The 12,288-nt window shown below is 56.7% G+C and carries 10 protein-coding genes; 4 read left to right on the forward strand and 6 right to left on the reverse strand.

Features of this window, described 5'->3' with window-relative positions; translation table 11 throughout:
* Positions 1-4: 4 nt before the first annotated feature.
* From B5F12_RS02140 to asnB, 4 genes are all read right to left on the reverse strand, one after another.
* Positions 5-568, reverse strand: coding sequence for a GNAT family N-acetyltransferase (locus B5F12_RS02140; protein WP_087229581.1), 564 nt, complete (start codon positions 566-568; stop codon positions 5-7).
* A gap of 15 nt (positions 569-583) precedes the next feature.
* Positions 584-1,894: a 2-hydroxyacyl-CoA dehydratase gene (locus tag B5F12_RS02145; protein WP_087229584.1), complete on the reverse strand. Its 1,311-nt coding sequence runs from the start codon at positions 1,892-1,894 to the stop codon at positions 584-586.
* 36 nt (positions 1,895-1,930) lie between these two features.
* Positions 1,931-4,870: an acyl-CoA dehydratase activase gene (locus tag B5F12_RS02150; RefSeq protein WP_087229587.1), complete on the reverse strand. Its 2,940-nt coding sequence runs from the start codon at positions 4,868-4,870 to the stop codon at positions 1,931-1,933.
* 171 nt (positions 4,871-5,041) lie between these two features.
* Positions 5,042-6,898 (reverse strand): asparagine synthase (glutamine-hydrolyzing), encoded by a 1,857-nt coding sequence (gene asnB / locus B5F12_RS02155; protein ID WP_087229590.1) that lies wholly within the window; start codon positions 6,896-6,898, stop codon positions 5,042-5,044.
* Between the two features lie 155 nt (positions 6,899-7,053).
* Between asnB and B5F12_RS02160 the strand changes: the two genes are divergently transcribed.
* The 4 genes from B5F12_RS02160 (at position 7,054) to B5F12_RS02170 (ending at position 9,994) form a co-directional block, all read left to right on the forward strand.
* Positions 7,054-8,406 (forward strand): conjugal transfer protein TraL, encoded by a 1,353-nt coding sequence (locus tag B5F12_RS02160; protein ID WP_143482307.1) that lies wholly within the window; start codon positions 7,054-7,056, stop codon positions 8,404-8,406.
* Complete coding sequence (locus B5F12_RS02165; RefSeq protein ID WP_087229595.1) at positions 8,403-9,158, forward strand: exodeoxyribonuclease III; 756 nt, start codon at positions 8,403-8,405, stop codon at positions 9,156-9,158. The genes B5F12_RS02160 and B5F12_RS02165 overlap by 4 nt, the downstream gene beginning before the upstream one ends.
* 89 nt (positions 9,159-9,247) lie before the next feature.
* Positions 9,248-9,418, forward strand: a complete 171-nt coding sequence (locus B5F12_RS11830; protein ID WP_158096569.1) for a hypothetical protein — start codon at positions 9,248-9,250, stop codon at positions 9,416-9,418.
* Positions 9,419-9,499: 81 nt separating this feature from the next.
* On the forward strand, positions 9,500-9,994 hold the full coding sequence (locus B5F12_RS02170; protein ID WP_087229598.1) for a GNAT family N-acetyltransferase: 495 nt from the start codon (positions 9,500-9,502) through the stop codon (positions 9,992-9,994).
* Positions 9,995-10,399: 405 nt separating this feature from the next.
* Here B5F12_RS02170 and B5F12_RS02175 read toward each other — a convergent pair whose 3' ends face one another.
* Positions 10,400-12,016 carry an ABC transporter ATP-binding protein gene (locus B5F12_RS02175; protein WP_158096727.1) on the reverse strand — a complete coding sequence of 539 codons (1,617 nt, stop codon included), beginning with the start codon at positions 12,014-12,016 and terminating at the stop codon, positions 10,400-10,402.
* A gap of 2 nt (positions 12,017-12,018) precedes the next feature.
* Positions 12,019-12,204, reverse strand: a complete 186-nt coding sequence (locus tag B5F12_RS02180; protein WP_087229604.1) for a hypothetical protein — start codon at positions 12,202-12,204, stop codon at positions 12,019-12,021.
* Positions 12,205-12,288: the final 84 nt, after the last annotated feature.

Consider the following 12,288-nt stretch of genomic DNA (forward strand, 5'->3'; position numbering starts at 1 on the left):
TCTTTTATAGGGTCGTGGTGTACCGTAAATCCACGCACACGGTGTCGTGGGGGAAGGGGATATCCTGATGGGTGCCGTCCCAAGAAAAGCCGTGGCGGGCGTAAAAACGCCGAGCGCCTTGGTTTTCCCGCAGTACAAACACATAGGCCTGCTGGAAGCCGTCTGCTTTCAGCTGCTCCTTGGCCCGGTCCATGAGCAGGCTGCCGTACCCTTTGCCAGTTTCCTGGGGATGGGTATAGAAGGAGATGACTTCTCCCCAGCCCTCATAGCCAGAGGCGTCAAAGTGCACCTGCATGCCTCCGCCGTGGTTCTGATTGCCAATGCGGGCAGGTCCGCAGGTGATGCAGCCCACAGGGGTGTCGTCCCGATAGAGGAGAAACCCGTGGTGGCGAGGGGTTCTGGCGTAGTCGGCAAAGGTGTCCACCCAGCGGGTGGGGGTGATGTGCTCTTCCATCCAGTCCAGAGGCACCGCCTCCTGATAGGCGGCCCACCAGCCCAGAGCGTGGATTTCGCTCATGGCGGCGAAGTGAGCCGGGGTGGACGCCTCTACAATGGTGAGCTGTGGCATGGGTATCTGCTCCTTTTAGTGGGCGGCGCCCACCAGGTCCTGCTCCGCCTTCTGCTGGGCCTCCTGCTTGGCAATCTGGCGGGCGTTGGCCAGCATCAGCTTGATGCGGTTCTCCTGGTTGATCTTGGTGGCGCCGGGGTCGTAGTCGATGGCCACGATGTTGGAGTTGGGGTAATCGTCTTTCAGCTTGCGAATCATGCCCTTGCCCACAATGTGGTTGGGCAGGCAGCCGAAGGGCTGGGTACAGACAATGTTGGGCACCCCGGAGTGGATGAGCTCCAGCATCTCGCCGGTGAGCAGCCAGCCCTCGCCCATCTTGTTGCCGTCGCCCAGATAGCCGTGGACCAGCTTGTGCATGTTCTCAAAGGTGCCGGGAGCATGGAAGCGGGTCTTTTTCAGGGCGGCGATCATGTCCTTCTGACACTCCTCAATGTAGCCCTTGAAAATCTGACAGACTTTCTTTTTGATCCACTTGCCGCCGTACAGGTCCACGTCGGACTCCCGGTTGAAGATCTTGAAGATCATGAAGTCGGTGAGGCCGGGCACCACGGGTTCAGCCCCCTCGGAGAGGAGGAAGTCCTCCAGGTTGTTGTTGCCCAGGGGGGAGAACTTGACGTAGATCTCACCCACCACACCCACACGGACCTTCTGGGGTCCAGCCACGGGGATGTCGGCGAAGTCGGCGCAAATCTGGTCAAAGATATGGCGCATCTCCTTGCGGTTCATGCCACGGCCCTTCTGGAAGCCCTCAATGAGCTTGTTCTCCCAGGTCTCCACCATCTTGTCGGTGTCCCCCTTCATCACCTCATAGGGACGCACCTGGTTGGCCACGTTGACGATGAGGTCACCGTACATCATGGCGTAGATCATCTTGCGGATGAGGGGGAGGGTGAGGCTCCAACCGGGGTTCTTCTCCATGCCGGAGAGGTTCACCGAGATGACCGGAATGTAGGACATGCCAGCCTTCTCCAGAGCCTTGCGCAGCAGGTGGATGTAGTTGGAGGCCCGGCATCCGCCGCCGGTCTGGGTGATGAGCAGAGCCACCTTGTGGGGGTCATAACCGCCATGCTTGACGGCGTCAATGAGCTGGCCAATGACCAGCAGGGCGGGGTAACAGGTGTCGTTGTGGACGTACTTCAGGCCCTCGTCCACAATGCCTCTGTGGTTGGTGGTGAGCATATCCACCTTGTAGCCCTCCAGCACCAGCAGCTGGCGGAACATGCCAAAGTGAACGGGAAGCATCTGGGGCATCAGCAGGGTGTACTCCTGCTTCATCTCTTTGGTGAACAGAAGACGCCCATCTTTGGCGTAAACCAATTCAGCCATGTTGTTTTCTCCTTTCGGAACTTGGTCCAGTGGACATCAGCCCTGGTTCTGGTCCCGCTCCTCCATGGCGGCCATGAGGGAACGCACACGGATGCGGACAGCGCCCAGGTTGCTGATGTCGTCGATTTTCAGCTGGGTGTACAGCTTGCCGCCCTCTTCCAGGATGGAGCGCACCTCGTCGCCAGTGATGGCATCGGTGCCGCAGCCGAAGCTTACCAGCTGAATCAGCTGCATGTCCGGCTGGGTGCACACGTACCGGGCGGCGTTGTACATCCGGGACTGGAAGGTCCACTGATTGAGCACCTTCCGGGGGGCATAGTCCTCGTGATAGGCCACGGCATCCTCACTGACCAGCACAAAGCCAAAGGAGGTGATCAGGTCGTTGATGCCGTGGTTGATCTCCGGGTCGATGTGGTAGGGACGACCAGCCATGACGATGATGGGACGGCCCTCGGCCCGGGCCTTGTCGATGTAGGACTGGCCCACCGCCCGGATCTCCTGCTTGTACAGGTCGTAGGCCTGGTAGGCGGCCCGGATGGCGTGGACCACCTCTCGGCGGGGAATGCCGAAGGTGTCGGAGAACCACTGGGAACCGATGCGCTCATAGTCCTTCTGGCGGTGCAGTCCGGCATAGGGGTAGAGGAATCGGGTCTTTTTCAGGTCGGGCACGTTGGCGGCCAGCAACTCGGGATAGTAGGCCACCACCGGGCAGTTGTAGTTGTTGTCCGAGGTCTTCTCGTCAAAGTTGTAGGACATGCAGGGGTAGAAGATGGCATCCACTCCGGCCTCCACCAGGGCCTGCACGTGGCCGTGGAGGAGCTTGGCGGGATAGCACACGGTGTCCGAGGGGATGGTGCGCTGGCCCTTGATGTACAGCTTGCGGGAGGACTCGGGGGAGAGCACCACCTCGAAGTTGAGGCGGGTGAACAGCTCAAACCAGAAGGGCAGGTTCTCATACATGTTCAGCCCGAAGGGGATGCCGATGCGCCCCCGGGAGCCGTTGCCGAAGCCCTTGCCCTCCATGGAGCGGAGCTTGCGATACTTGTAGTTGTACAGATCGGGCAGCTCCACCTTCTCCTTGCCCAGGGGGCGGGAACAGCGGTTGCCAGAGATGAACCGACGGCCACCGTCAAAGGTGTTGACGGTGAGGGAGCAGTGGTTGGTGCACAGGTTGCAGGTCACCGGCTTGGCGGTGTGGGTGAAGTTCTCCAGCGCCTCAGGGCCCAGCAGGGTGGACTTCTCCAGGTGCAGGTTGCGGGCGGCCAGAGCGGCGCCGAAGGCGCCCATGATGCCCGAGATGGTGGGACGGGTCACGTCCCGCTTTAGCTCCTGCTCAAAGGCCCGGAGCACGGCATCGTTATAGAAGGTGCCGCCCTGGACCACGATGTGCTTGCCCAGGTCGTCGGCGCTGGCGGCACGGATGACCTTGTACACGGCGTTTTTCACGATGGAGATGGACAGACCGGCGGAGATCTCCTCCACGCTGGCTCCATCCTTCTGGGCCTGCTTCACCGAGGAGTTCATAAACACGGTGCATCGGGAGCCCAGGTTCACCGGGCGCTGGGCAAACAGGCCCATCTTGGCAAAGTCCGCAATGGAGTAGCCCAGGGCCTTGGCGAAGGTCTCAATAAAGGAGCCGCAGCCGGAGGAACAGGCCTCGTTGAGCATGATGGAGTCCACGGCCCCGTTGCGGATTTTAAAGCACTTCATGTCCTGGCCGCCGATGTCGATGATAAAGTCCACATCGGGGTTGAAGTGGGCGGCGGCGCGGTAGTGGGCCACCGTCTCTACCAGCCCTAAGTCACAGTTAAAGGCGTTTTTGATGAGGTCCTCACCGTAACCCGTCACCGCAGAGCCCTTGATGGTAATGCGGTCGCCGCACAGCTTGTAGATTTCCTTGAGCTGGGGCAGGACCACGGACACCGGGTTGCCCTGGTTGGAGTGATAGTAGGTGTACAGCAGGCCGCCATCGGGGGCGATGAGGGCCATTTTGGTGGTGGTGGAACCGGCATCAATGCCCAGATAGGCATCGCCGGTGTAGGTGTGAATGTCCAACTGGGGGGGCGTGGAGGCGTTGTGGCGGGCCACAAAGGCGTCGTACTCCTCCTGAGACTGGAACAGGGGGGGCATGGTGTCCACCACGGTGGTGGCGTCCCGGCTCTCCTCCAGTAGCTTCAGCAGCTCCTCAAAGGGACGGGCGGCGTACTCCTCCGAGCACAGAGCAGCGCCAATGGCGGCAAAGCAGTCGCCGTCCTTGGGGAAGATGGCGTGCTCCTCGTCCAGCTGGAGGGTCTCCACAAAGCGCTCCCGCAGGCCCTTTAAGAAGGTGAGGGGGCCGCCCAAAAAGACGATCTTGCCCTTGAGCTCTCGGCCCTGGGTGAGGCCAGCCACAGTCTGGTCCACCACCGCCTGGAAGATGGAGGCGGCCACGTCCTCTTTCCGTCCACCCTGGTTGAGGATGGGCTGGATGTCGGACTTGGCAAACACGCCGCACCGGGAGGCGATGGGGTAAATCTTCTCATGTTTCAGGGACAGTTCATCCAGCTCATTGACCGTGACGTTCATCAGTGTGGCCATCTGGTCAATGAAGGCTCCGGTACCGCCGGCGCAGGAGCCGTTCATACGCTCCTCCAAAGCGCCGCCGAAGAAGATGATCTTGGCATCCTCGCCGCCCAGTTCGATGACGGCGTCCGTGTCGGGAATGTAGGTGTTCACCGCGGCAGCAGTGGCATATACCTCCTGGACAAAGTCCAGTCCAGCGGCCTTGGCCACGCCCAATCCGGCAGAGCCGGTGATGACCAGCTTCACCTCTTTGCCCCGCAGCATATCCTCAATGGAGTGCAGGGTCTCACAGGCCCGTTCCCGGGTCTTGGAATAATGCCGCTCATAGGAGCGGAATAAAACTTGGTTTTGTTCGTCCAGCACCACCACTTTGACGGTGGTGGAGCCGATATCAATGCCCACTCGCAAACTCATAATGGCACCTTCCTGAATCAATAAAATAAGGCAGTACTACTATTATATAAAAGAAGGGGTATGATTTCAATAGCAGGTTCTTGTAACACCGGCGGGATATGGCAAAATTCATCACAACGATAACAGTCCGCAGCGGGGGGACCGCTGCGGACTGTAGGATATGACAATAGATTATTTAGGCTGGTAGGGAGCCACGCCACACACCTCGGGGAAGTACACTTGATACCAGATGAGGAAGGACAGTACGGTGTACAGCTTGCGGTGGGTGCGGGCCTTGCCGGAGTAGTGCTGCTCCAGCAGGTCCAGCAGGTACTTCTGGTCGAAGAACTCGGCCACATAGTCCTGGTTGATCAGGTCCTTAGCCCAGTTGTAGTACTTCTCCTCCTTGAGCCAGGCGATGAAGGGGACAGGGAAGCCCACCTTGGGACGCTTGATCCAGTCATCGGGGAGCATGGGCACGGCGGCCTGGCGAAGGGGGAACTTGGTGGTGGACTTGCCACGCATCTTCTGGTTGCTGGGGATGGAGCGGGCCACCTTCCACACCTCCCGGTCCAGATAGGGCACCCGCAGCTCCAGGGAGTTGGCCATGGTCATCCGGTCGGCCTTGCGCAGAATGTCCAGGGGCTGCCACAGGTGCAGGTCCAGATACTGCATCTTGGTCAGGTCGTCGGCGTCCTTCACCTGGGCAAAATAGGGGGCGGTGATGTCCTTCCAGGTGCGGCTGCTGCGGTAGGCGGGGGTGAGAACCTGCTCCACCTCGTCGTTGTCAAAGATGAACGCCTGACCCACAAAGGTGTCCTCCACAGGCTTGGCGGCCTTGGTCAGGAAGCCTTGGCCGTGGAAGGGGGGCAGCTTGGATACCACACCCGCCACTGCCTTGCGGATGGGGAGGGGCAGCTTGCGGTATGCCCGGTAGGGCTTGGTGGTGTGGTAGGTGATGTATCCGCCAAACAGCTCGTCGGAGCCCTCGCCGGACAGCACCACCTTCACATCCTGGGCCGCCAGCTTGGACAAAAAGTACAGGGGCACGGTGGACAGGTTGGCGTTGGGCTCGTCGGCGTAGTACTGGATGGTGGGCAGAATGTCGAAGAACTCCTCGGCGGTGATGGTCTTGGAGATGTTCTTCAATCCCAGCTCCTCACACAGGGCCTTGGCCTCGCTGGTCTCGTCAAAGCCCTTGTTGGCAAAGCCCACGGAGTAGGTCTTGTCCGGGTGGGACAGGGCGGTGATGACGCTGGAGTCAATGCCACCGGAGAGGAAGGCGCCCACTTCCACGTCACTGATCTGGTGGGCCTCCACCGACTCGGTGACCACCTCTCGAATCTCCTGGGCATGCTCTTCCAGGCTCTTGGAGTCGGGCTCAAAGGAGAAGGTGTAGTAGGCGCTCATGTCCAGCTTGCCGTCCCGATAGGTGAAGTGATGGCCGGGAAGCAGACGGAACACGCCCTTAAAGAAGGACTCGTCCAGAGCGGAATACTGGAAGGTGAGGTAGAACTTCAATGCCTCCCGGTTCAGCTCCTTTTTGAAGTCGGGGTGGGGGAGAAAGCTCTTGAGCTCCGAGCCGAAGAAGAAGGTGTCCCCCATGGGGGCGTAGTAGAAGGGCTTGATGCCGAAGGGGTCACGAGCGCCGTACAGGGCCTTGGTCTGGGTGTCCCATATGACAAAGGCGAACATGCCACGCAGCTTCCCGGTGACCGCAGCGCCCCACTCCATGTAGCCGTGGAGCACCACCTCGGTGTCGGAGGTGGTCTGGAAGGTGTGGCCCAGCTCCTGGAGCTGGGTGCGCAGGGTCTGGAAGTTATAAACTTCTCCGTTATAGGCCAAAATATAACGCCCGTCGGGGCTGGTCATGGGCTGGTGGCCGTGAGCCAGGTCAATGATGGACAGGCGGCGGTGGGCGATGGCGCAGTGGTCATCGGTATAGTAGCCCTCCTCGTCGGGGCCACGGTGAATAATGGAATCGCCCATGGCGTGAAGGGCAGTGACATCAGGGGTAGAGCGGGAGAGAAATCCGGTAAAACCGCACATAGAGTCATCCTCCAGAAGTGTTTTGAAAATTCAGACTAAAGCATACATCTTATATAGAAAAAAGTCAACCGTTCCCCGCAAGAATGCGGTTGAAATCCCAGAGGGAGGCATGGTAGAATACAACGAATAGACAAAATGGAAAGCAGGAGATCACCATGAGTTGGTCAAAAGTGAGATGGCAAGAAAAACTGTGCGGGATACTGGCCTTGGCGTGTCTGGCGGGGACAGTGGCGGCGGCGCTCCAACTCCAACAGGGGAGCGTGGCAGATCGCGTGTGGGTGGCAGTGTGCCTGGTGCTCACGGCAGCCCTGGGCGGATTGCTACTGAAAAAAGAGAATGTTCCAATCAACCAGATTTTGGTATTGCTTCTCCCTCTGGCGGCGGCTATGTTGGTGCGGTGCCTGCTGTTGGACCATGAGAGCGATGATTACCTCACCTTCCTCAGTCAGTGGTACGACGTGATCCGGGAGGGCGGCGGCTTGGGAGCTATTTCTCAGCCCGTAGGCAATTACAATGTGCCGTACCTCTACTTTATTGCCTTGATTTCCTATCTGGATATCCCAGACCTGTACCTGTACAAGCTGTTCTCCATCTTCCTGGATGTGATTCTGGCCTGGGGTGGCCTGCGCCTGGTGCGGGTACTGACCAAAGAGAAGGGAACTACCATACTGCCCCAGATCGCCTTTGGTGTGCTGCTCTTGGTACCCACGGTGGTGCTCAACGGCAGCTACTGGGCCCAGTGTGACGCCATCTACGGGGCCCTGGTGGTCCATGCGGTGGCCTGCGTGCTGGAGGGCAAGAACAAGTGGTCCCTGGTATGGCTGGCGGTGGCCTTCTCCTTCAAACTCCAGACGGTGTTTATCATGCCTCTGTGGGGGGTGCTGTGGCTGGCGGGCCGGGTGAAATTCCGGGAGCTGTTTGTGTTCCCTGGGGTGTATGTCCTCACGGCAGTTCCAGCCCTGCTGCTGGGCAAGCCCTGGAAGGACATTTTGTCCGTCTACTTGGGGCAGATGGGGGAGTATGATCGGCTGACGCTGAATGCCCCCTCGATCTATCAGTTCTTGCCTGCCCATGCCACCTATGATCCCGCATTTCTGTCCCAGATGGGTATCATTGCCGCTATGATTTTGGCCTTTGCCATGCTGTTTATTGGAGCGTGGAAGGGGAAAAAGCTGGACAACCAGATGGCCATGGCGGTGGCTATGGTTCTGGTTGTGGGCATTCCGTTTTTGCTGCCCCACATGCACGAGCGGTATTTCTATCTGGCCGATGTGTTGGCTGTGTGCTGGGCGGTGAGTAACTGGCGGCGCATTCCGGCAGCAGTGCTGGTGTGCGGCTCCTCTCTGGCCAGCTACAGCGTCTATTTGCGCCTGAAGTACAACTACATTCTATACATTTCGGGGGATTACCTGGTGATGTTCTGGGAGGCGGCTGCTATGGCTGCGGCTTTGATCTTCTGTATCGTCCACCTGGTCATCCTGTGCGTGAAAAAAGGAGAAACCACATGAAATTTGTCTCATGGAACGTCAACGGCCTGCGGGCCTGTCTGAAAAAAGGGTTTGAGGAATCGGTACTGGGGCTGGATGCGGACTTCATCTGTCTCCAGGAGACCAAGATGGAGCAGGGCCAAGCCCATGTGAACCTGCCCGGCTACGAGGAGTTCTGGAACTCGGCAGAGAAGAAGGGGTATTCCGGTACCGCCATTTTCACCCGCCACAAGCCGCTCTCGGTGCGCTATGGCATGGGGCTGGAGCCCCACGACCATGAGGGGCGGCTCATCACCCTGGAGTACCCGGAGTTCTACCTGGTCAACTGCTATACCCCCAACGCCCAGAATGAGCTGGCCCGTATCGACTACCGGATGGAGTGGGAGCGGGACCTGCGGGCTTATCTCATGGAGCTGGACAAGACCAGGCCGGTGATCTACTGCGGAGATCTGAATGTGGCCCACAGGGAGATCGACCTGAAAAATCCCGGCCCCAACCGGGGCAAGGCGGGGTTCTCTGACCAGGAGCGGGAGCAGTTTGGCCTGTTGCTGGACAGCGGATTTGTGGATACCTTCCGGTATTTGTACCCGGACCTCACCGGGGCCTACTCCTGGTGGAGCTATCGCTTCAATGCCCGGGCCAACAATGCGGGATGGCGCATCGACTACTTTGTGGTGTCCCAGCGGTTGGCGGAGAAGGTACAGGGGGCATTCATCCACCCCGATATTTACGGCAGCGACCACTGTCCGGTGTCGCTGGATCTGGAAATTTAAAAATTTACCAATTCTGAAGAAACTGGCATAGAGAAATCCTTTGCGCTGGGCACACTATGGTTGGACCAAAGTAAAGGAGGACATGTGCGATGAAGATGAGTATGATGATTCCCGTGGCAGGATTGAGCATGTTGGCGGGCGGTGTGATGGGCATGGCCTTGAGCCCCAAGAAGAAGACCAAGATGCAGAAGACGGTGAGCAAGGCGGCCAAGGTGGCCGGCGACGCCATGGAGAACCTGTCCGGAGCATTGAAGATGTAAGAAAAAGCGGCAGCGCAGGAGAGGGGGGAGGTCCCTTCTCCTGCGCTGTACACATATGACACGTTTAGGATGTGATGTAACATGCCGATGAGAGGGATTGAGCAGCCGGAGTTTATCCAAATTGATGAGACGCTCCGTCTACATAGGTATACCGATGATTGCGCCTTTGCGCTGAAGTGGTATCAAGATGAACATACGTTGTGGCTGGTGGACGGGAAGACGACTCCATATACCATGGAAAAAGTATATCAGATGTACCACTATTTGCAGGCACGTGGCGAGGTGTACTTTATTGAATACAATCCCTGTGGCAATGGGTTTGTACCAATTGGAGATGTTTCCTTTTGGAGGGAGGACATGCCCATTGTGATTGGAGAGCCCGGTTTACGAGGGCATGGGATTGGAAAGAAGGTGATCTTGGCCCTGGTAGAGCGGGCAAAGCGCCTGGGATTTTCGTCCCTGGAGGTAGCGGAAATCTATGAGTATAATGTGGGCTCTCGGAAGATGTTTGAAACATGCGGCTTTATGCCCATCGAGAAAACTCCAAATGGATGGCGGTATCGACGCTTATTGTGATTTGTACGAACCATATTACAGGGGGAGATATGAAAGTATCGATTACCGATCCAGAGGAAAAGCGAGAAGAGCGGAAGTATTCACCTCTGTCCGGCTCACTTGGTGCAGCCCAAGGACAGTATGCGTCAGTAAGATTAATGATTGTCGCTGAGAGGGAAGATATTCCTCAGTGTGGCCAGATGGCAAGAAACGCCCCCGGAATGTCTACACCCCGACGGAAGAGGAGTGCGAGGAGAAGCTGGAAGAGCCAATCCGGGAGATGAATGCAGAGATTGAAGCTCTCAGTGATGAGGTCAGGGCGGAGTTTAGGAAGGCAGGGGTGGTGAGAGAAAACCGGGAAGACTGTGCTACGTCAAAGCACAGTTTTCCCGGTTTACAGAGTGTAGATCTGCTCTACTATTTCCTTCAGAAAATCTTTCGCTCGGGGGACAGCATACCGTTTTCCATGCGCAAAACTTGATCATATCGAGATAAGCTTTGTGGATCGGTTTTGTGAGTTACGGCAATGCAGGTGATTCCCTGTAGGTTCAGAATGCTATCCTCAATTTTTGCCGCGTTCTCGGCATCCAGGGCGGATGTGGCTTCGTCCACAAGAAGCAGAGACTTTTTGTGCAGCAGAGCCCGAGCTATGGCAATACGCTGCCGTTCGCCACCAGAGAAGCGTGCACCATTTTCTGAGACGTTTGTCTCTAGCCCCTCCGGCAAGTCGGCCACTACTTCATCCAACCCGGCCGCATAGACGGCCTCCTGCACTTGGGCGTCGGTGTAATCGCCGTGCAGGGTGATATTGTTGCGGATGGTGTCATCAAACAAAAACACATTTTGATGAATGACTGCACAGTCGCACTGCATATCCGCTTGGCCGTCCACTAGGATGTTGCCGTCGAAGTCGTTATAGTATCCGGCGAGCAGCTTTAACAAGGTGCTTTTTCCGCTGCCGCTTTTCCCAATGATGGCATACTTTTTACCCTGTTCAAACTGGGCGCTAGCATGGGCCAGCACAGGGGTATCTGAATAAGAAAAGGTCACATTGTCCAAAACGAGACTCCGTTTGACCTCAGACATGGGGGCAGAGGCATCAGAGATGTTTAACAGGGTCAGCATCTGGTTCACAATGGGCTGGGTAGACTTCAGCTGTGTAATCTGTCCCGAAATTTCAAAGGCGGGGGACACCACCATGCTAGTCAAATTTACCACAGCTAAGATATTGCCCAGAGAAATCAGACCGCGCACCGCGAAAATGCCTGCTAGCAACATAATGAATAGTTGCACTATTACCGAGGAAAAATTGGCAACGCTATACACCATGGCGTTGGTTGCGGTCATCTTCAACTTGCTGCTTTCCATGGCGTCGGCCTGATCTTGGCAGATTGCTTCGTTTTGTAGCTCAGCATGGTACGTTTTTAGCACCTCGTAGCCGGTCAGTGCATCCTTTACTTTGCCGGTATAATCGGTGGTTTTCTTTACAACCGTCTCTTGACAGTGAGCCATTTTTTTGCCGAACAGCTGGGGCAGCAGCGTTGGAATGCACATGGACACGATGGAGATTATGGCTACCATGGGATTGATAGTGAACAGCAACACCACCGCCATCACAATGCTAAAGGCCGACTCGAAAATCTTGATACTATTTTTCAGATAGTTTTCCTCAAAAGTTCCCACGGACTGGGTCAGCAGAGTCAGGTTTACAGCGCTATTACAGTTTTGATAGGTATCCATAGGTTGGTGTAGCATGCCATGGAACAAAGAGTTTTTCAGCTTCAGCATGATCTTTTTTATCCAAAGGCCCTGGAGATACATAGATGAAAATACTACAATCCCCACAAACACGGCAAACACAACACAAAGGATTGCAATGCTGGCGATCGGACTGGTGTCGCCGGTAAAAATAATCTCGTTAATTGTGTCAATGATCCAGCTGATCATCAGGGCCACCATTGCTTGCGCCGCCGTGTGCAGGACAGTCATCACTACCATGACGGTGGTAAGCAGCTTGTTTTTCTGAAAAATATAGCCTCTCATGGTCATTTCTCCTCGTTGTCAGGATGGTTCTCGTCCATGTTGGATATGTCGTGAGAATGGCCGGTCTCATCAACCCAATTTATATGATACTGCACAGACTTTTTCCCCTCAAAACAGAGGCTGAGAGATATGGAGATTTTCTCCTCCCTCTTCGGGGCAGAATTGTTGAAAACATCCGGTTTCGGCATAATAGAGAGCCTCCTCTTCGGCAGTTGAAGTTCATTGTAGAAACGGCGAATGCGAGGGTGGGCCCTGTTTGAGCCACACCCCCA

It is taken from the genome of Pseudoflavonifractor sp. An176 (genome assembly GCF_002160435.1).
GTDB classification, from domain to species: Bacteria; Bacillota; Clostridia; order Oscillospirales; family Oscillospiraceae; genus Enterenecus; species Enterenecus faecium.